This window comes from Actinoplanes sp. NPDC051861 (assembly GCF_040681145.1).
In the GTDB taxonomy this organism is placed as follows: Bacteria; Actinomycetota; Actinomycetes; order Mycobacteriales; family Micromonosporaceae; genus Actinoplanes.
In genome coordinates this window covers 166,234-185,866 of sequence record NZ_JBFAYE010000019.1, presented here as the reverse complement: position 1 = coordinate 185,866, position 19,633 = coordinate 166,234, and the positions used below count along the sequence as shown (strand labels likewise).

Sequence of the window (19,633 nt, the reverse complement as noted above, 5' to 3'; positions counted from 1 at the left end):
CCCGGGCGATCTTGGGCGTTCCGGCCGCTCCGGGGCGGCGTTGGCGCCCAAGGTCTCGGGTGGGGCGGCGGGGAAGGCGCGCGCGGCCAGGGGGCCGATCGATCCGCGGTTGTTGCGGCATGCCCGATCGGGTCGTGTGGGGATCGCGCTGCTGGCGGCCGTCGGCGTGGGCCAGGCCGTCGCGACGCTGACCATCGCGGTGGCGCTGTGCGGGATCGTCACCGGGCGCGGCGGCGGGGCGATCGCGCTGCTCGCGGGTGCCTTCGCGGCGCGCGCCGGGCTGGCGTGGACAGAGCAGGTAGCAGCACGAAGGACGGCCGCGAAAGTCACCGACGAGCTGCGGCGCTCCCTGCTCCGGGCCGTCGTCGGGCGGGGTCCGGCGTGGGTGGCGTCCTATGGGGGCGGCCGCCTCACCGCCGTACTCGGAACCGGCCTCGACGCCCTGCGCCCGTGGTTCTCCGGTTATCTGCCGGCGCTGGTCCTAGGAGTGGTCCTGCCACCCCTGGTCGTAGTCGTCATGGCGGTCGTGGACCCCGCCTCGGCGGTGATCGCGGCGTTCACCCTGCCACTGATCCCGCTGCTCGGCGCCCTGATCGGCTGGGCCACGCAGGCACGCGCCCGTCAGCGATGGGCGGCGGACGCCCGGCTGGCCGGCCACTTCCTCGACGTGGTGCACGGCCTGCCCACCCTCAAGGTTTTCGGCCGAGCCGAACGCCAGACTGACGTGATCGCCGACCTGACCGACCGGCACCGTTCGGCGACCCTGCGAGTGCTGCGGGTGGCGTTCCTGTCCTCCACCGCCCTGGACCTGGTAGGCACCCTGTCAGTAGGCCTGATCGCCGTCCAGGCCGGCCTGCGCGTAGCCGCCGGCACCATGGAACTCGCCCCCGCCCTCCTCGTCATCCTGCTGGCCCCCGAGGCTTACCGGCCCCTCCGCGAAATGGCGGCGCGCTACCACGCCTCCACCGACGCCGGAGCCGTCATAGCCGATGTCGACGAGATCCTCACCGCACCGACCGGTCCCGCGGACGGGTCTCTTGCGCCACCGACCGGTCCCGCGACCCGGGTCGCCGACGCTCCGAGGTCGCGGCACACAGCGGGGGACAAGCCAACCGGGGATTGCTCAGCGTCCCTGCCGGACAATCCCGACGAAAGGCCGGGCACCGCGTCGCCGGCGCCTACATCGGATGGAACGAACGCCGCCGCGCGGCTTACGTTCACGAGCATCGCGGCGGGGCGGTGGGGTGTGCGGGTGGCGGGGCTGCGGGCTCGCTATCCGGGTGGGCGGGGACCCGCTGTGACGCTGGACGAGCTGGATGTCCGGGGCGGCGAGATCGTGGCGCTGCGCGGGGTGTCGGGGGCTGGGAAGACCACGGCGCTGCGGGTGCTGGCGGGGCTTCATCCTGCTGAGGCGGGCGCGGTGGCGGTAGGGAGAACGTTCTTTCTACCCCAGCGACCCGCACTGCCTCACGCTCGGACCGTCGCTGAGGTCTTCCCGCCCGGGACGTCCGCTGACGAGATCCGGGCCGCGCTGCACATGGTCGGCCTGGGCGGTGAGGTCAGCGAGACGACCCCACTCGGTGAGCACGGCAGCGGCGTCTCCTCCGGCCAGCGGCAGCGGCTGGCGCTGGCCGCCCTGCTGCACCGAGCCGAGGCCGACGTCCGCGCCGCGTCGGGACAGGCGGACGTCCGCGCCGCGCCCGGGCAGGCCGACGTCCGCGCCACGTCCGGGCAGACGGACGTCCGCGCCGCGCCCGGGCAGACGGACGTCCGCGCCGCGCCCGGGCAGACGGACGTCCGCGCCGCGCCTGGGCGGGCCGACGTCCGCGCCGCGTCCGGGCAGGTGGACGTTCGTGCCGCGTCGGGGCGGAGCGCGGTTCGGACCCTGCTCCTCGACGAGCCGACCGCCCACCTGGACGCCGTCGCCGAACGTCGCATCGTGAAGAGGTTGCGCGAGTTTGCCGGGCGCGGTTTCGCGGTGCTCGTCGTGGCTCATCGCCCGGGTCTGCTCGCCGCCGCGGATCGCGTCGTCGAGCTGCCCTCGCCCACCTCAGCGGCGGGCGGCCCCGGCGAAGCGACACAGCCGGTGCAAGGCCAGGTTGTCGAGCTGCCCTCCCCCACCTCGGCGGCGGGCGGTCCCGGCGAAGCGACGCAGCCGGTGCGGGGCCGGGTTGTCGAGCTGCACCCGCCCGCCGGATCGGCAGGCGGTTCGGGCGAAGCGGCACGGACGGACAGCCGGCCGAGGAGTGTCCCGGGCGGCCCCGAGTCTGGTGACGTGAATGCGGGAGCGGCGACGGGCTGGGGGGACTGGGGAGTTCGGCTTCGGCGGCCGGCGGTCGCGGTGGGGCTGGGGGCCGGGGCTTCGGTTGCGGGGATCGTGCTGACGGGGGCGGCGGCGTGGTTGTTGGTGCGGGCCTCGTTCCTGCCGCCGGTGTTGTCGTTGTCGGCCGCTGTGGTTCTGGTTCGCGGGAGTGCGGTGGCTCGGCCGTTGCTGCGGTATCTGGAGCGGCTCGTGGCACATGATCTGGCGTTCGCCCGGTTGGGGCGGCGGCGGGCGAATGTCTATGCCGCGCTGGTACCGCGGGTTCCGGGGCGGCTCACCCATCGGCGCGGGGATCTGCTGACACGGCTGGTGAACGACGTGGACGCGCAGGTGGACGGGCTGTTGCGGGGGCGGCTGCCGGCTCTGGCCGCGCTGGTCACCGTCGTGGTGGCCGGGGTCGCGGTGGTGGTGGCGGCGCCGATGGTCGCGGTGCCGCTCGCGGTGGGGCTGCTGGTGGCGGGCGTGGTGGCACCGGCGGTGGCGGCTTGGCAGGTGGCGCGGGTGGAGGCGGCTACGGGGGTGGCGCGGGCTGCTCTGCGGGATGCCGTGGTGGAGACGGTGGACGCGGTCGAGGAGATCGGGGCTGGTGCGGGGCGGGTTGGCGTACCGGAGGAACGGAGCCGGACCCTCGCCCTGCTCGAGGCCCGGCAGGCGCGAGAGGCGGGACTGGCTGGGGCGATCGCCCACCTCGGGTGGGGGGCGGCAGCGGCTGGGACCGCGCTCGCGCTGGCCGGGGGTGGGCTGTCCGCGGAGTGGAGTGCGGTGATGCTGCTCGGGATGATCGTGCTCGGGGAAACGGTGGTAGGGCTCCCGGAAGCGGCGATCGCCCGTCGGCAGGCGGCAGGCGCGGCACAAAGGGTGGCGGCCCTGACCGAGGAGCCGGCGTCCTGGGAGCGGCCCTCCGCGGAGAGGCAACCGAGGGACGCCCGGTCCGAGGAGACGCGGGCCGAGGAGACGCGATCCGAGGAGGGGCGATCCGAGGAGGGGCGATCCGAGGGGACGGGGTCGGTGGTTCGGGTGAGGGGGCTTGTCGCGGGGTGGGATCTGCGGCGGGGGCCTGTCATCGACGGGCTGGACCTCGAGTTGGCGGCTCGCTCACGGACGGCGATCACCGGGCGGTCGGGGTCCGGCAAGTCCACTCTCGCGGCGGTGCTGGGGGGTCTGCTGGCGCCCGCCTCCGGACACGTCGAGATCAGTGGGAGCCGGCCCGCCCTGCTCGTCGGGGAGGAGACGGCGCATGTGTTCGCGTCCTCCGTACGCGAGAATTTGCGTCTTGCGGCACCAGCCGCAACCGACCGGCAGCTTGCCCTGGCACTCGGCCGCGTGGGGCTCGGTGCGTGGCTTGCGGAGCTTCCGGACGGGCTGGACACGTGGCTCGGAACCGGCGGGAGCACTGTCTCGGGTGGTCAGCGACGGCGGCTGGCGACGGCGCGAGCGCTGCTCGCGGAGCCGGGACTGCTGATTCTGGACGAGCCGACCGAGGGCATCGACGAGGCGGGTGCGCGGGAACTGATGGCGGACCTGCTCGACGCGGCGTCCGGGCGGACCGTGCTGGTTCTCGCACACCGCTCGGAAGGGCTCGACCTGGTGGACCGGGTGTTGACGCTCGATGACACCGGCGTCGGCGGCGGGTCCTCCTTAACGGACTGATCGGTCCGTTAAACTCGTCACCATGGCACGCACGCCCGCGCCGGGTACTCGCGACACGATCCTCACGGCCGCCGCCGGACTGTTCTATGAGCACGGAGTCCGGGCGGTCGGGATGGCGCAGGTCGTGGAGGTGGCCGGGTGCGGCAAGAACCTGCTGTACCGCCATTTTCCGTCAAAGGCGTCGCTCGCCGCAGCGTATCTGGCATTGGTACGCCAGGAGCGGGACCGCTCGTGCACCGAGGCGCTGCGCTGGGCCGCCGGGCCGGAGTCGCAGCTGACCGCCCTGGTGCTGGAGATCGCGGACATGGTGCGGCGGCCCCGTTACCGGGGTTGCGCCTTCCGGAACTACCTGACCGAGTTCCCGGGCGAGGACGACGAGCCCGCGCGGGTGGCGAAGGCGTACCTGGCGGACACCCGCGCCGAAGTGGACCGGCTCGTGGCGGAGTGCGGTGGCGACACCCTTCTCGCGGACCGGATCTGGCTGATCGTGAACGGGTTGTACGCGGGCCCGCCCTCACAGGCGCAGGTTGCGGTTGACTGGGTCACCGAGCTGGTCGGATCGAGGACACCACCGCCTGACTGAGCGCAGCCGGGGCAACCATGGATGTTCCGGTAGGGAGGGCTTGTATGACGAGACCGCGGAGTGTTCCGGCGTCCAGGTCCAGTTCACCGCCGGCTGCGGCGCAACCGAGTCAGAGAGCACTCCGGGACCTGCGGGCAGAGTCTCCGGGTTCGCTCGGGGCGTACCTTCTCCGCACAGCCAAGCCCACCCCGGAGCCGGCGCCGAAATGGTGGAATGTGCGCCTCGACGTCGTCGCCCCGGCGGCCGGGCGCGCCTCGGTCACCGTGCCCCGCCTGAAACACACCGGGCCGATGCGCGTCACCGGATCACGCGCGGTCGTCATCGGTGACAACAACCGGGTCGAGGTGCGCTACCGCTATCGCATCAAGCAGGTGCAGGTCGAACGCCGGGACGCCGAGGCGGTGCGCCGGGCCGTGCACGACTTCCACCGCGGACGGGACCTGGCGAAACCCGTGACCCGGGGCGAGTTCAACAGGTTCCGCAGCTGCCTGCGCAGCCGCCTCGAATGGCCGCCGCCCACCCCGCCGATCCGTCACCTGAGCCAGTCGATCCGCTCGGCCAGCGGCTTCGAGATCGACGGCTGCTCAGGTGTCATGATCGGCGACCACAACCGGATCCGGACCCGCGAGGACCTGGTGGTACGACGGTGCGCCGTGCGGCTGGACCGTCTCGTACACCGCAACGACGACCTGGCCCGCGATCTGTTCGCACGGGTGCGCGTGGGCGAGGACGCCGTCGCCGGGCTGGGTGATGCGGTCAACGCCGGGCTGCGCCGCTCACCGGCCGAGTCCCTGTCCGGCCTGGGCGGGATCGACGTCGAGCCCGGCCGGGCGGGAAGCGTGGCCGGGGCGGGCGCGGTCGTGATCGGCCAGGGCAACCGGACGACGGAGAGGATCGAGCGCACGGCCACCGGCAAGGTCGTGGTCGACGATCCCGGGAGCCGCTCGGCAACCGAACGACGGGCGGCGATGCTGGCGCTGCGGCTGACCGCCGCCCAGGTCGTGGACGACATGCAGGAGCGGATCCGGGACGCCGGGCCGGACGCCGGGGAACTGCTCGCCCAGCAGGAGGTCGATCGGGTGGATCAGCAGGTCCGCCGGGCGACCAGCGCGTGGTTCGAGGGCGAGTCGTGGGCGCCGCCCACGGACTTCTTCGAGGACGTTCACGAGGAGGCGTCCAGGCGCGCGGCGGCCACGCTGGACGAGCTCTGGTGAGCTGGCCCCGGGTTCCTACGCTGGGGGCATGCAGCTCACGGAGATGAGCGTCATCGGCATCCGCACGGCCGTCACGGTCTTCCGGCGGCGCCCGGGCGGGCTGCGGTTCGTGGTGATCCCGACCATCCACGTGGGGCGGCCGGACTATTACCAGGCGATCGCCGAGCGGCTGCGGTCCTGCGTGGCAGTCGTGGCCGAGCAGTATGACGGCCCGAGTTCGACCGGCATGGCGTACGCGGCGGCGCTGCGCCTGACCCGCCAGCGCATCGGGCGGGACCTGGTGCATCAGGACATCGACTACGGGGCGCTGGGCGTACCGATCATCTTCCCGGACGCGGTCGAGGGCCTGGAAGCCGGCCCCGACCGCACCCTGCCCCGCAACGGATGGATCGACGTGGCGCTGCTGACACCACCGCTGGCCCTGGACATGGCACTGACCAGCCGCGAGTGGATCGCAGAACGGGACCTCGAGGTCGACGACGACACCGAGTTCGAGCTACCGACCAAGTGGCTGCAGCGAAAGGTCATGACGGAACGCGACGAGCTGCTGCTCGGGGTGCTGCGCGAGATCGACGGCGAGTTCGCGGACGAGGACATGGAGGTCGCGGTGGTCTTCGGCGCGGCACACATGCCGACGGTGGTCCGCGAGCTGACGGGGCCGATGCGGTATCGGGTGGCGCCGGGCGCCCGGTGGCTCACCGCCGTGGACTTCTGAACGCGATCAGCAACCGAAAGCATCGACGCCTGTCAGATCTTGGATCGACTCGGCGACTTCCATGGCTCGGGGCGGAATGCTGACGATCCGACAGCCGGGACGGAGGTCGCGTTGACACACGACTCATTGGGCGCCGCGCCGTTCGACGCACTCCTGGAACGAGCCACCAAGGCGCTCGAAACGGCCGCCTCACAGCCCGACGACGCAGAAGGCTTCGCCAGTGGGTGCGACGGCTTGATCCAGGTACGCGTCAGCCCTCAGCAGGTCGAGTTCCTCACGATCGATCCACGCGCCATGAGGCTGGGAACGGACACTCTCGCAGCGGAGATCCAGGACACCGTGAACCGGGCATTCCAGGATCTGCCGGGCCGAGCCGGCGACGACGGCGCCGAGTCCGCCCGCGCCGCGGGGCGGGCACTCGCCGGCGAGTTGCGCGAGATCCAGAACGATTCTCTGCGGAGCATGACCACGTTCGTGCACGCCGTTCAGGATGCTGTGGCGCGACTGGAGAAAGTGCGGGACGTGCGGTGAACGCGGCAAGCGACGGCGTCGACGTTCATCCGCCGGCTCTACGCGTCACCGCGGACGAGATACGCGCCGCGGGCGAACGTCTCGACGGTGCGTGGCGACAACACACCGCTGCGGCCTTCGGACGTGGCGAGATCTTCGGAACGGACCCCGTCGGGAGTCTCATCGGCGAGTCGTACCGGTCGGCGATGGGAATCGCGGACGCGTCGTACTCCTCGGTGGCGGCCAGCTTCTCCGCCTTCGCGGACGCGCTGCACACCATGGCCGACGACTTCCAGCACGCGGACGAGGACAGCGCGGGAAGAATCGCGGAGACCCCTCGGTGGGAGCCACCATGAGCCTCCGCCTGCCGGGCGAGCTGGTCACGCTTCTCAACGAGCTGGGATACGCGTGGCCGGAGTCCGACGAGGAACATTTGATCAGTCTCGGCCGGCAATGGCTCGACTTCGCGAACCTCATCGAGGACATCCGCCTCGACGCCACGGTCGCCGCACGCCAGATGGCCGATGATCACACAGCGCGGGCAATCAACGAGTTCCTGGAAGCGTGGCAGGCGGACGACAGCGGTGCGGCCGCGCTGACTCGCGGAAACGCCGGCGCCATCGCCGTGGGCGGCGGCCTGACTCTGTGCGCCGGCGTGGTTCTCGCGATGAAGATCAATGTGATCGTCCAGCTGACCCTGCTGGCCGCCCAGATCATCCAGGCGATCGCGACGGCGGCGCCGACCCTGGGAGCCTCTCTGCTCGAGGTCCCGATATTCAAACAACTCACCCAGGCGGCGATCAACGTCCTGATCGATGAAGCGATGGAGGCGGTGATTGGCTAAGCCGCGGAAACCTCTCGGAGCGGCCGCCGGAATCATCGCCAGATTGGCCGCCAAACAGTTCGGCCGGCCCGCCACCAGAATACCGGTCAAGCGGATCAACCGTCCGGCCCCGCCGAATTCGTCACCTGAGACCAGAATCCCCATGGGTTTCACGGAGAGGCAGTTCGCGCGCTTCGCGCGCGGTGCCCGCCAACTTCAACGGCACGCGGGACTGCCCGACGGACACCTGGTCGTGCAGGGCAGCAGGGTTCGTGGCACAGCACGACCGTCCTCCGACATCGACGTCGCCCTCCGGGTCGACGATCGCACGTTCTTCGAGCTCTCCGAGAAGGCCCTGGCCCGCGCACGACCGGGCACGAGATTGAGAGAGTCGATGTTGCGCCGCATCAACGGGAACGGGCAGCTGTCCAGCTTCGACCTGGGTCCTGAATTCCAGCGACTACGCCATGACCTCCTCGATCCCGAATCACCACATCCGGTCCAATTCTCGGTGATCAGGGTCGGCGGTAAGCTCGACACCGGACCGTTCCGACCGCTCGCGTAAGGAGCCGCCGAGATTGGACGAGAACCAGTTCCTCGTCATGGTCGACCGCCACGTCGAGCGGGCGCGACTGGTTGACAGCCTGCACTCCGTGTTCCCCGATGCGCAGCGGAGGAAGGACAATTCGCTCCACCTCCGCGGGAATTGGCTGGAGGTCTGGCCGAACGACGACGCTGACGAGAATCTGGCGGCCGATCCGACGACGGGCTACCTCCATTTTCGCTGGCGGGTCGAGGTCACCCCGCTCGATGCCTCCGTCACCGAGGACGACCAGGTTCAGCTGGCGCGGGATCTCCTCACCCACCTCCGATCCGACGGAGCGGCGGCCGAGGTGTGCGCCAACTTCGAAGATCGCCTCTAGGCTGCGGCCGTGACCAGGTTGCCGGAGTTGTATGTCGCTGTTGATGTGGAGGCGGACGGGCCCATTCCGGGGCCGTACAGCATGTTGTCGCTGGGGATGGCGGTGGCGGGGCGGCCGGATCTGACGTTCTACACGGAGTTGCGGCCGATCTCGGAGGAGTTCGTGCCGCAGGCGCTCGCCGTGTCGGGGCTGGACCGGGATCGGCTGCTCCGGGAGGCGCCGGCCGCGGACGAGGCCATGCGGGCGGCGGCGAAGTGGGTGAACGGGCTGCGCGCGATCGGGCGGCCGGTGTTCCTCGCGGCGCCGGCGGTGTGGGACGGGATGTTCGTGCACTGGTACTTCGTGCGGTTCGTGGGGCACAGCCCGTTCGGGTCGACCGGGTCGGGGGTGGATCTGCGCAGCTGGTGGATGGGCGCGACCGGCGTGGAGTGGGCGGAGACGCGGAAGGGGAGGATCAAGCACGCGCTCGGGCTGACCGGGGTGCCGCACACCCATCACGCGGGCGAGGACGCGGCGGAGCTGGCACAGGTCTTCGAAGCAGCCATGAAAAGAAGGGGCTAGCCGCGTGCTCAAGCAGTATCCCCCGCCAGCAGCTCCCGCACCTCCTCCTCCACCCTCTCGCGCGGGGCGTCCTCCGGCACCTCCGCCACCCGCCCCTCCTCGAAGTGCTCGATCACCCGCGGGTCGATGTAGGAGTTCCGCGCCACCGTCGGCGTGTTGCCCAACAGCGACGCCACGTCCCTCGACGCCTGGGCCACTGCCTTCTTGCGTTTCGCCTTCGTCAGCTGGGGACCCGCGGCGGCCAGTGACGACGCCGCCTCGACCGTGCCCTGCCACGTACGGAAGTCCTTGGCCGTCATCTGCTCCCCGCTGATCTCGCGCAGATACTCGTTGATCATGTCGGCCCGGACCTCCTGCCAGCGGCGGCGTGACGGGTCCCAGTACGCGAACAGCCGCTCCTCGCCACGACGACGGCGTTTCAGATCGCGCAGCACGGCGCAGACCTCTCCGTCGCCGACCGTGGCCGCGTGGGAGACGCCGGATTTGCCGGTGAACTCCAGCAGGACACAGCCGCCCCTGCCACGCAGGTGCTCGGGGCGCAGCGTGGACAGGCCGAACGACGGGTCCTCCTCGCGGGCCGCCGAGTCCTCGCCGCCGACCCGGAACATGCCCATGTCGAGCAGCCGCACGACAGCCGCGAGGACCCGGTCACGGGTCAGGCCACGGCCGGTGAGAGCGGAGTCGAGCCGGTCGCGGACGTCCGGAAGGCGGGAGGCCACCGAGAGGGCGTGGTCGAACTTCGCCCGGTCCTGCTGCTCGCGCCAGGCGGGGTGGTAGAGGTACTGCTTGCGGCCCGCGTCGTCGACCCCGGTCGCCTGGATGTGGCCGCGCGGGTCCGGGGAGATCCACACGTCCTTCCACGCGGGCGGGATGACCAGGCTCTTGATCCGGTCGAGGTCGGACCGCGAGCGCAAGGGTGCGCCGGAGGTGTCGAGCAGTCGGGAGCCCTTGCGGCCGTAACCGGGCTTGGACAGATCGCTTCGCCGCAATCGCAACGGACGCCACCTCCAGGACCTCGTCAGCGGTGATTTCCAGCAGGGCGGGGTGGACCGGGCCGCGTTCGCTGCGTACCCCGTGCCGGATCGCCCTATGCCACTGCCGGCCGGCGAGCCGCGCTAGTCTGCGGCATGCGGATCGCCACGGTCGTCGAACGAGCCACCGCCGACCCGGCAGTGCTCGGCCTGGTCCTGACCGGCTCGCACGCGCGCGGGCTGGCCGGGCCGCACTCCGACCTCGACGTCACCCTCGTCGTCGACAGCCAGGACCAGCCGTGGCAGCACCGTGTCCGCAGCGCCGACCTCGACGAGACCGTGTGCACGGTCGCCGCGCTCACCGACACGTCCGTGCGCTGGGTGCGGTACGGCTTCCGCGGCGCCCAGGTGCTGCTGGACCGGCTCGACGGGCACATCGCCGAGCTGGTCCGGCGGCAGGCCACGCTCACCGCCTCGGAGGCCGTCTCGGATGCCCGGGAGTACCTCGACGCGTATGTGAACCAGCTCTACCGCGCGGTGAAGAGCCGCCGCGACGGCTTCCCGGACGTCGCCCGTCTCGATCTCATCGAGTCGGTGCCGTGGCTGCTGGAGACGGTGTTCGCGCTGCACGGGCGGCTCCGGCCGTACAACAAGTACCTGCCGTGGGAGCTCTCCACCCACCCCCTGCCGGGCGAGTGGAACACCCTGCTCGCCCCCGCCGCCCTGCCGAACGCGGCGCTGCGGCTGTTCCCGGCGGTCGAGGACCTGGCCCGTTCGCTGGGCCACGGCGACCTTCTCGACTCGTGGGGTGACGACATCACGCTCATCCGCTCGTCTGCCATGCTCCTCGAGTGAGTTTCGATCAACCGCTTCGTGACCAGTTCGACCTGTTCATCGACGAGCACCGGCGGGCGCTCGCCGACAGCCTGGACGGGCTGACCGAGGAGGAGGCGCGGCGGTCGCTGGTGCCGTCCCGGACCACCCTGCTCGGCCTGGTCAAGCACGCCACGTTCGTGGAGAGGGTCTGGTTCGACGAGGCGATCACCTGCCGGTCGCGGGCCGAGCTCGGCCTCCCGGAGACGCCGGACGAGTCGTTCGTGCTCGGCGACGACGACACTGTCACGTCGGTGCTGCGGGAGTACCGGGACGCCTGCGCGGCGTCCCGGCGAGCCACCGCGGACCTCGGGCTGGACGATGTGCTGCGGGGTAACCGGCGCGGGCCGTTGCCGCTGCGCTGGGTGCTGCTGCACGTGTTGCGCGAGCTGGCCCAGCACTGCGGCCACGCCGATATCCTGCGGGAGCAGATCCTCAGCAGCCGAAATTGATCAGGGATTCCATCTCGGTCACCGGCAGCGCCGGGTTCGCGGCGGCGTGCCCGCCCAGGTCGGGATCGTCGAGCAGGGCCAGGATCCGCTTCACCGGCAGGCGCGGATGGGCCGCCGCGGACGCACGCACATCAGCGTGGGAATCGGTCAGCAGCGTCTCCAGCAGCGCCGGGCCGGCTTCCGGGTCGAGGGTCGCCAGCAGGCGGACCTGGGCGTTCTCGTCGCCGGCGTGACGGGCCAGCCCCTCGGTGGGAAACCCGGGCCGGTGCCGGCTCCTGGATCCGGGCTTCGAGAGGTAGGCCCAGAGGAGCAGCTCCGGCGGCGCCGCGGGATGGTGTTCGGCGAGCGTGGCCCGGACGCGGTCGTCCGGATCCACGGCCAGCCTCTCGGCGTCGGCGGACCCCAGGTCCGGATCGCGGGCGGCCCAGCGGCGCAGAATCGGGTTCACCGAGCGAGCCCACACCGACGTCTCCCCGGGAGCCGGGCGCCGGGGCTGGAGGGACAGCCCGTCGTCGAGGGCCGGAACCATGGCCGCCCGCTGCCGTTCGGTCAGCGCCGGGTGGACCGAGACAGCCGTCCGCACCGACTGATCGGGATCGGCCGCGAGCCGGGCCGCCTGGGCTGCGGTGAGATCTGCGCGGCCGGCCGCGGAGCGACGGACCTCCGGGTCCGGAGAGTTCACCAGCGCCTCGACCGCCGCCGGCGGCAGGTGGCGGTTGTGGGTGAGCCGGTACAGATCCTCGGCGTCGCCCGAGGACAGCACCCGGTCGAGCAGTTCGGCGGTGAGTGGCCGCACCAGCACCGCGGTCCGGCCCCAGCCCCGTTCGCCGTCCAGCTCAGCCGGGGTACGCGGCCGCGCGTCCTCCGCCAGCCGCTCGGCGATCGCGGCGCGCACCTCCGCCGACGGGTCCCCGAGCAGCACGTCCCGTTCGGCCTCCTCGAGCTGCTCGCCGAACGTGCAGGCCATCAGCCGGTAGCGCTCCTCCGGATGCCGGGCCAGCACGCGCAGCAGCCGGCGGTCCCGCCACACCTCCTCCTGGATCTCGCCGAGCTCCTCCTGCGGGGTCAGCAGGTCGCGCTGCCGGAACCAGTCGAGACGCTCGAGCGTGACGACCAGGCCGGACTCCGGAATCGGCAGATCACGCTGTTGGACGACCCGGTTCCGTACGATCCGGTGCGGATCACGCAGCAACCCGAGCCGGACCTCGGTGCCGACCGACGTGTTCGCCGCGACGGCAGCCCGGACCCGGTGATCGGAGTGCGCCAGCATCGCGGCCAGCGCCGCCTCCTCCAGAGGACGCCGACGGCTCAGGCCGTCCGCGGCGGCCTCGCCGTGCAGGTGGATCAGGGCGAGCAGCAGCTTGCGGGGAAGTGCGGGATTACGGGCGAGGCCGTTCAGCAACAGGGGATCCTCCAGGGCCGATCGCGGTGAGCCGCCAGCGTAGGTCGACGTCACCGCGGCCCGGCACCGCCTTTCACCCGATCGACCGGCGCCGCTGTCCCACGTTAGGCTGGAGCCGGTTCACCCGAGCTCACCTGCCGCCCGGATGGTCGCGGAGCTCCTTGGTGAAGAACTCCAGGAACCCCTCGGGGCCGGGCCCGGCCTTCAGGCAAACGCAGCACAGGTCGATCAGGGACAAAACCCCAGATCAGGGGTACGACGCACGCGCCTGTTAGGGTCCGACCCGTGAGTGAGCAGGATGGCGCCCGGGTGATCGGCGGCCGGACATACGATTTCTCCCGGCGGGTCGTCGTGATGGCGATCGTGAACCGTACGCCCGATTCGTTCCACGACCGGGGCCGCACGTTCGCTCTCGAGAAGGCGACCGAGGCGGTGCGGGCCGCGGCCGCCGACGGCGCCGACTGGATCGACATCGGCGGCGTGCCGTTCGCCCCCGGCCCGGAGGTCAGCGCCGCCGAGGAGCTGGACCGGGTCCTGCCCGTCGTCGAGGCGGCCCGGGACCTGGCGGTGGTCTCCGTCGACACGTTCCGCCCCGAGGTGGCCCGCGAGGTGATCAAGGCGGGTGCCGGGGTCGTCAACGACACCTCGGGCCTGCGCGACCCCGCGATGGCCGACGCCGTGGCCGGCACCGACGCCCAGCTGGTGATCTGCCACAGCCTGGCGGCGCCGCGCACCCTCTATCCCCGGCCGCAGTACGGCGACGTCACCGCCGAGGTGGGCGCGTTCCTGCGGGAAAAGGTCGAGCTGGCGCTGTCCCGGGGCGTGCGGCCGGACCAGATCATCATCGACCCGGGTCACGACCTCAACAAGAACACCCTGCACTCACTGGAGATCACCCGGCGGCTGGACGAGATCGCCGCGATCGGATACCCGATGCTGGCCGCGCTGAGCAACAAGGACTTCATCGGGGAGACGCTGGACCGCCCCCAGCAGGAACGCCTCGCCGGCACCCTCGCCACGGTGGTCTTCTGCATCCTGCGCGGCGCGCGCATCATGCGGGTACACGACGTGCGGGCGGCCTCCGACGCGATCCGCATGACCGAGGCGATGCTGGGCTGGCGAGAGCCGGTCTACACACGCCACAACATGACATGAACCGATTTATTCTTCTGAATAGGGCAAAGTTCCCAGAAGTTCGGTCATCCACGGCTGCATCGGAACGGTGTCCGCGCCGAGGACGCGCATCGCGCCGAGCACGGTGATCAGCATTCCGGCGGCGAAGAAGTCGCGCACCTCCTCGGCCGACGCGCCCGTCAGTTCCCGTACCAAAAAGAAGAGCTCTCCATAACAGGCGCGCACCGCGTCGCCCAGCACGGGATCGCCCGCCGCCGCGAAACCGTGCAGCAGCACCACCAACAGGTCGCGCTCGGCCAGCAGCTCCTTATAGGCGGCGCCCAGGCCGGGCAGCGTCGGGTCCTTCTCCGCGGCGGCACGCCAGATGGCCTGCACGCGATCACCGGCATGACGGGTGGTCGCCAGGAACAGCTCCTGCTTCGAGCCGAAGAGGCGAATCACATAGGGCTGCGAGACGCCGGCGATCCGTGCCACCTGATCGGTCGTCGTGCCTGCGTAACCGCCCTGCGCGAAGGCCGTGACGGCAGCCTGGACGAGCTGGGCGTGGCGCTCGGAGGCGGTGAGGCGGGTGCGAACCATGTTGACATGTTATCAGTCGATGCTTACGGTCTTAGTTATCAGTGGATAACAACAACTGGGGGACGTAGTGACCACCACCCTCGCGCCTTCGCACCCGCCGGTTCGGCGGGCGCGCCCGTTCGGCCTGGTGATAGCCGCCGTCGGCATCCCGGCCTTCATGGGCGCCCTCGACAACCTCGTCGTCAGCACGGCGCTCCCGGTGATCCGGGTCGACCTCGGCGCGTCCATCTCCGACCTGCAGTGGTTCGTCAACGCGTACACGCTGCCGTTCGCCGCGTTCCTGCTCACCGCGGCGGCGCTCGGCGACCGCATCGGCCGCCGCCGGATGTATCTGGCCGGAATCGCCCTGTTCACGCTGGCCTCGGCCGGTGCCGCGCTCGCCGTCGAGCCGTGGCAGCTCACCGCCGCCCGCGCGCTGCAGGGCATCGGCGGCGCGGCCATCGCACCCCTGTCACTGACACTGCTCGCCGCGGCGGTCCCGGACGGGATGCGCAACGCCGCGATCGGCATCTGGGGCGGCATCACCGGCCTCGGCGTCGCGGTCGGCCCGGTCGTCGGCGGCGCGGTCACCGAGGGCCTCGCGTGGAACTGGATCTTCTGGGTCAACGTGCCGATCGGCGCGGTCGCCCTGGTTCTCGCCGCCACCGTGCTCAGCGAGTCACGCGGCGGCGCCCGCAAGCTCGACCCGTTCGGCCTGGCTCTCTCCGCAGGCGGCATGTTGCTGCTCGTCTGGGGCGTCGTCGACGGTCCCGACAAGGGATGGACGACCGGCCGGGTGCCACTCATGCTGGGCGCCGGCGTCGCGCTTCTCGCCGGGTTCCTCTTCTGGCAAAGCCGCAATCGTACGCCGATGCTGCCGCTCTCCCTCTTCAAGTCCCGCTCGTTCAGCCTGGTCAACGTCGTCACGCTGACCTTCTCCGCGGGCGCTTTCGGCTCGGTGTTCCTGCTCGCCCAGTTCTTCCAGGTGGTGCAGGGACTCAGTCCGCTCGAGTCGGGACTTCGCACACTGCCGTGGACCGCCGCCCCGATGGTGGTCGCCCCGCTCGCCGGCATCTTCGGCGCCCGCCTCGGCCTGCGGAACCTGATCGTCGCCGGACAGGTCTTCCTGGCCGCCGGCATCCTCTGGATCGGGCTGGCCACCTCGGCCGACGCCTCCTACCGCAGCCTCGTCGGCGCGTTCCTGCTGGCCGGCATCGGCATGGGCCTGACCTTCGCACCGATCAGCACCGTCACACTCGGCAGCGTCGCCGAGTCCGAACGCGGCGTAGCCTCCGGCGCCAACAACACCATCCGCGAGTTCGGCATCGCCGCCGGCGTGGCCGCCCTCTCCTCCATCTTCAGCACCCACGGCGGCTTCACCTCACACCAGGCCTTCGTCGACGGCCTCCGCCCGGCGGTTCTGACCGGCGCCGCCGTCCTCGCTGTCGGCGCAGTCATCGCCACCCTCCTCCCCACCAAACCCACCGTGTGAAGTTGGGGTGCGCAGAGAGGCCGAACTCCACACAGTTGGTTTGTTGGTGAAACAGTTGGACTGGGACTGTTGCATCCGCGCAACATGACTGCAACGATGACCTTCAATTCAGCGCCTCCGGGAGTTCACCGCGAGGACACCGGCACCGTCCTCGCCGGTCGATCCCGCCTCGCGCCACACACCCGGCAGCGCCGGAGAGCGACCGCCGGACAGCCCCGGCGGTAGAAGAGTCTGCGTGTGCCGGCCCTCCGACCGGCACACGCAACTCTGTCTCCGAGGCGCGCGGACAGCGGCGGCTCAGCCGATGTGGACCCAGATGTCGTCGAGGGTGCCGTGGAACTGGTCGTTGTCGGTGCCCACGCCCTTGCCGCCCACGGTGAACGGGTGGACGGTGTCGACCGACAGGGCGGGTGGCACCGGGACGCTCGACTCCAAGCGGTCGTCGACCAGGATGGACAGGGTCGGGCCGGTGCGGCGGCATTCGAGGGAGTGCCACTTGCCGTCGGCCACCGATGTGCGGCTGCGGGCCACGTGCACCGCGCCGCCGGCCCTGTCGCCGATTCCGCAGCTCGGCTTGCCGCTCAGCCCGTCCACCTGAAGCTTGTACTGGCCGCCCCCGGTCGAGTACCCCTTCTGCAGGATGTTCTCCCCGCGCCCGGTCTCGGCCGGCGACAGCAGCACGCCCGCGCCGTACTTCAGCGCCTTGCTGCCCGGGTTGAGGTCGTCCGTGCCCTCGGCCTGCAGGATCAGCCGTGGGCAGCCGTCGCCGGCGCACTTCGCCGGGAACCGGATCGCCTGCCCGTTGCCGTGCGGCACCATCACTGGGGCACCGCCGTTGCGGGTGACCGCGCGCAGCAGGTGACCGCGGCCCGAGCCGTCGTCGAACGTACCGTCCGCGATCGTGGTGTCGAAGTTGTACGCGGCCACGGCCGCCACGGGCGCCGGAGCGGCCTCCTCGCGCGGCGTGACACCGGCGAACGAGACGTAGCGCTTGCGGCCCAGCCCGGCGACCGTGGTGAAGTCGCCGACCGCGCTGATCGCGCCGAGGGCCGTGCTCGCTGCCAGCTGCCGGGTCCCGGCCACCCCGTTGGCCTGCGGTGACCACTCCAGGAGGTTGCCCTCGCGGTCGACGGCCGCCAGCTTGCCGCGCGTCACCGAGCCGTCGGTGCAGATCCCGCGTGCGCCGTTGTTCGTGGTCGTGCACGCCTTGTCGAAGTGGCCGCCGACGTAGACGGTGCCGTCCAGGACAGTGATCGCCTGCGCGTCGCCGTCGAACACGCGGGTCCAGCGTGTCTGCCCGGTCCGGTTGTACGAGACGGCCCGCCCGCCCTGGCCGCCGAGCGCGGCCAGCACGCCGTCGTCGGTGGCGGTGAGCGCGAAGACCTGCGAGACCGGCTTCGGCAGGAAGGTGCGGTCGAGTACGCCGGTGGCCGGGTCGACCGCGCTGAGCCGCAGCGTGGAGCTCACGTTGTTGGTGCGGTGGAACCGCCCGCCGAGGTACACGCGGTCGGACGTGACGGCCAGGCTGTTCACGGCGTCGTCGGTGGCGGGCGCCCAGGCGTCGAGGGCGCCCGTTGCGGTGGTGAAGGCGGCCAGGTTGGACCGGGGCACGCCGTCCACCGCGGTGATCCGGCCGCCGAGGTAGAGCCGGCCGTGCCCGGCGACCAGGGCGTTCGGCTGGCCCAGGACGGTGTGCCGCAGCGAGGTGAGCAGGCCGCTGGTGGCGCCGATCCCGGCGACCGCGTCCCGGTTCTCCCCGTTGACCTTGTCGAAGTCGCCGGCCGCGTAGACGACGTCACCGTCCACGGCGAGCGCGCGCACGTTCGCGTCGGCCGCGGGCTTCCAGTCCATCAGCGCGCCGGTGCGGGCGCTGAAGGCGGCGAGCCGGGTACGGGGGAAGTTCTTGCCGCCGACCACCGCGCTGGTGAAGTTGCCGCCGACGAAGACGGTGTCACCGCGGTAGGCCACCGCGTAGACGGGACCGTTGAACGAGGGCGACACGACCGGATCCGAGGAGACGATCTCGGCGAACGCGGTGCCGCCGGCCGCGACGAGGACGGTCGCGACGCCGGTCAGCAGAACCCGGCGAACCACCGATTTACCATTTTTGGGGAGATTGGCCACGTTGGTAGCTAACTTCTCACCCCACACAAAGGTATCGGACCAGCGGTGCGCCAAAGGCTATGCTGCCCCGCGTACATCTGATCGATGAGGGGGAATGTCGTGCCGCAACGTCGCCGCACCACCCTGACCACCGCCCTGGCCGCGGCTCTGATCGCCGGCGGCATCGCCGGGTGCGAGATCGAGGTGGAACCGCGCTCCCTGCCGGTGCCGGTCAGCCTCAGGCCCGTGCCCTCGGCCTCCGCCGGCCAGCCGAAATACGTGTGCAGTGCGGTCTACGCGATCCTCACCCAGGGCGGCCTGCGGCTGGCGGAGTATGCGACCGGCGACGGCGCCGAGGCCCGCGAGGGCATGCAGAAGACGTTCGCCGACATGGCCGGCCAGATCACCACCGCCGGCGAACAGACCACCGACGCCGCCCAGCGACAGGCCGTCGACGCGATCGCCGCCGACCTCAACCGCGCCGCCGCCGCCGACGACCCGGCGGTGTTCCTGAACGGCGAATTCGCCACGATCGGCCAGAAGCTCGACGGCACCTGCACGTAGTCTTTGCCGCATGATCGATAGGCCGGTTCGGATCGGGCTGCAGTTGCAGCCGCAGCACATGGACTACGCAACCATTCGCCGCACCGCCTCCGAGGCGGACGAACTCGGAGTGGACATCCTCTTCAACTGGGACCACTTCTATCCGCTGTACGGCGAACGCGACGGCCTCCACTTCGAGTGCTGGACCATGCTCGCCGCCTGGGCCGAGTCCACCTCGCGCGCGGAGATCGGCGCCCTCGTCAGCTGCAACAGCTACCGCAACCCCGACCTGCTGGCCGACATGGCCCGCACCGTCGACCACATCAGCGACGGCCGCCTGATCCTCGGCATCGGATCCGGCTGGTTCGAACGCGACTACACCGAGTACGGCTACGAGTTCGGCACGGCCGGCGGGCGCCTCGACGACCTGGCGGCGGCGCTGCCCCGGATCGAGTCGCGCTGGGCGAAGCTGAACCCGGCGCCGACCCGCAAGATCCCGGTGCTGATCGGCGGCGGCGGGGAAAAGAAGACGCTGCGGCTGGTCGCACGGCACGCCGGCATCTGGCACAGCTTCGCGGACGCGCCGACGCTGGAGCGGAAGCTGGGGATCCTGCGGGAGCACTGCGCGGCGGTCGGCCGGGATCCGGCGGAGATCGAGGTGTCGGTCGAGGTGGATCTGTCCGGGGCGGAGCAGATGAGGTCGCTGGGGGCGTCGCTGTTCACGGTGGGCGTCGGCGGGCCGAAGCCGGATCTGGGGCCGCTGCGGGAGTGGCTGTCCTGGCGCGACGAGCAGAACAGCTGAT

The 19,633-nt window shown here is 71.2% G+C and carries 20 protein-coding genes; 16 read left to right on the top strand and 4 right to left on the bottom strand.

Annotated elements, in window-relative coordinates:
* The first annotated feature begins 136 nt into the window (after positions 1-136).
* The 10 genes from cydC (at position 137) to AB0M02_RS35715 (ending at position 9,302) form a co-directional block, all read left to right on the top strand.
* Positions 137-3,973 carry a thiol reductant ABC exporter subunit CydC gene (gene cydC, locus AB0M02_RS35760; RefSeq protein ID WP_364235254.1) on the top strand — a complete coding sequence of 1,279 codons (3,837 nt, stop codon included), beginning with the start codon at positions 137-139 and terminating at the stop codon, positions 3,971-3,973.
* A 22-nt stretch (positions 3,974-3,995) separates the two neighbouring features.
* A complete protein-coding gene (locus AB0M02_RS35755) occupies positions 3,996-4,556 on the top strand; it encodes a TetR/AcrR family transcriptional regulator (RefSeq protein WP_364235252.1) in 561 nt (186 codons plus the stop codon).
* A gap of 215 nt (positions 4,557-4,771) precedes the next feature.
* A complete protein-coding gene (locus AB0M02_RS35750) occupies positions 4,772-5,770 on the top strand; it encodes a hypothetical protein (protein WP_364235250.1) in 999 nt (332 codons plus the stop codon).
* A gap of 28 nt (positions 5,771-5,798) precedes the next feature.
* On the top strand, positions 5,799-6,485 hold the full coding sequence (locus tag AB0M02_RS35745; RefSeq protein ID WP_364235248.1) for a hypothetical protein: 687 nt from the start codon (positions 5,799-5,801) through the stop codon (positions 6,483-6,485).
* Between the two features lie 111 nt (positions 6,486-6,596).
* Entirely contained in the window at positions 6,597-7,016 is a 420-nt protein-coding gene (locus tag AB0M02_RS35740) for a hypothetical protein (protein WP_364235246.1), read from the top strand.
* Complete coding sequence (locus AB0M02_RS35735; RefSeq protein WP_364235245.1) at positions 7,013-7,351, top strand: type VII secretion target; 339 nt, start codon at positions 7,013-7,015, stop codon at positions 7,349-7,351. Before AB0M02_RS35740 ends, AB0M02_RS35735 begins: the two co-directional genes overlap by 4 nt.
* Positions 7,348-7,839, top strand: coding sequence for a hypothetical protein (locus AB0M02_RS35730; protein WP_364235243.1), 492 nt, complete (start codon positions 7,348-7,350; stop codon positions 7,837-7,839). The genes AB0M02_RS35735 and AB0M02_RS35730 overlap by 4 nt, the downstream gene beginning before the upstream one ends.
* Before the next feature lie 43 nt (positions 7,840-7,882).
* The gene (locus AB0M02_RS35725; RefSeq protein WP_364235240.1) at positions 7,883-8,383 is read left to right on the top strand and encodes a nucleotidyltransferase domain-containing protein; all 501 of its coding nucleotides are present in this window, start codon (positions 7,883-7,885) and stop codon (positions 8,381-8,383) included.
* A gap of 13 nt (positions 8,384-8,396) precedes the next feature.
* Positions 8,397-8,741, top strand: a complete 345-nt coding sequence (locus tag AB0M02_RS35720) for a hypothetical protein (protein ID WP_364235238.1) — start codon at positions 8,397-8,399, stop codon at positions 8,739-8,741.
* Between the two features lie 9 nt (positions 8,742-8,750).
* A complete protein-coding gene (locus AB0M02_RS35715) occupies positions 8,751-9,302 on the top strand; it encodes an exonuclease (RefSeq protein ID WP_364235235.1) in 552 nt (183 codons plus the stop codon).
* A gap of 8 nt (positions 9,303-9,310) precedes the next feature.
* Here the strand turns inward: AB0M02_RS35715 and AB0M02_RS35710 are convergent, their stop codons facing one another.
* A complete protein-coding gene (locus tag AB0M02_RS35710) occupies positions 9,311-10,297 on the bottom strand; it encodes a DNA topoisomerase IB (protein WP_364235233.1) in 987 nt (328 codons plus the stop codon).
* 132 nt (positions 10,298-10,429) lie between these two features.
* Here AB0M02_RS35710 and AB0M02_RS35705 point away from each other — a divergent pair, with 132 nt between their 5' ends.
* Together AB0M02_RS35705 and AB0M02_RS35700 are read left to right on the top strand one after the other, a co-directional pair.
* A complete protein-coding gene (locus AB0M02_RS35705) occupies positions 10,430-11,128 on the top strand; it encodes a nucleotidyltransferase domain-containing protein (RefSeq protein WP_364235230.1) in 699 nt (232 codons plus the stop codon).
* Positions 11,125-11,598, top strand: a complete 474-nt coding sequence (locus AB0M02_RS35700) for a DinB family protein (protein WP_364235228.1) — start codon at positions 11,125-11,127, stop codon at positions 11,596-11,598. The genes AB0M02_RS35705 and AB0M02_RS35700 overlap by 4 nt, the downstream gene beginning before the upstream one ends.
* Here AB0M02_RS35700 and AB0M02_RS35695 read toward each other — a convergent pair.
* Positions 11,582-13,000, bottom strand: a complete 1,419-nt coding sequence (locus AB0M02_RS35695; RefSeq protein WP_364235227.1) for a hypothetical protein — start codon at positions 12,998-13,000, stop codon at positions 11,582-11,584. The genes AB0M02_RS35700 and AB0M02_RS35695 overlap by 17 nt on opposite strands.
* Before the next feature lie 285 nt (positions 13,001-13,285).
* Between AB0M02_RS35695 and folP the strand changes: the two genes are divergently transcribed.
* A complete protein-coding gene (gene folP, locus AB0M02_RS35690; RefSeq protein WP_364235224.1) occupies positions 13,286-14,155 on the top strand; it encodes a dihydropteroate synthase in 870 nt (289 codons plus the stop codon).
* A 6-nt stretch (positions 14,156-14,161) separates the two neighbouring features.
* Here the strand turns inward: folP and AB0M02_RS35685 are convergent, their stop codons facing one another.
* Positions 14,162-14,713, bottom strand: a complete 552-nt coding sequence (locus tag AB0M02_RS35685; protein WP_364235222.1) for a TetR/AcrR family transcriptional regulator — start codon at positions 14,711-14,713, stop codon at positions 14,162-14,164.
* Between the two features lie 67 nt (positions 14,714-14,780).
* Here AB0M02_RS35685 and AB0M02_RS35680 point away from each other — a divergent pair, with 67 nt between their 5' ends.
* Complete coding sequence (locus AB0M02_RS35680; RefSeq protein WP_364235221.1) at positions 14,781-16,184, top strand: MFS transporter; 1,404 nt, start codon at positions 14,781-14,783, stop codon at positions 16,182-16,184.
* A 297-nt stretch (positions 16,185-16,481) separates the two neighbouring features.
* Here AB0M02_RS35680 and AB0M02_RS35675 read toward each other — a convergent pair whose 3' ends face one another.
* The gene (locus AB0M02_RS35675) at positions 16,482-18,278 is read right to left on the bottom strand and encodes a LamG domain-containing protein (RefSeq protein ID WP_364235219.1); all 1,797 of its coding nucleotides are present in this window, start codon (positions 18,276-18,278) and stop codon (positions 16,482-16,484) included.
* Positions 18,279-18,407: 129 nt separating this feature from the next.
* On the opposite strand from AB0M02_RS35675, the gene AB0M02_RS35670 reads away from it, so the two are divergent.
* On the top strand, positions 18,408-18,851 hold the full coding sequence (locus tag AB0M02_RS35670; RefSeq protein WP_364235218.1) for a hypothetical protein: 444 nt from the start codon (positions 18,408-18,410) through the stop codon (positions 18,849-18,851).
* A 10-nt stretch (positions 18,852-18,861) separates the two neighbouring features.
* The gene (locus AB0M02_RS35665; RefSeq protein ID WP_364235215.1) at positions 18,862-19,632 is read left to right on the top strand and encodes an LLM class F420-dependent oxidoreductase; all 771 of its coding nucleotides are present in this window, start codon (positions 18,862-18,864) and stop codon (positions 19,630-19,632) included.
* Position 19,633 lies beyond the last annotated feature (1 nt).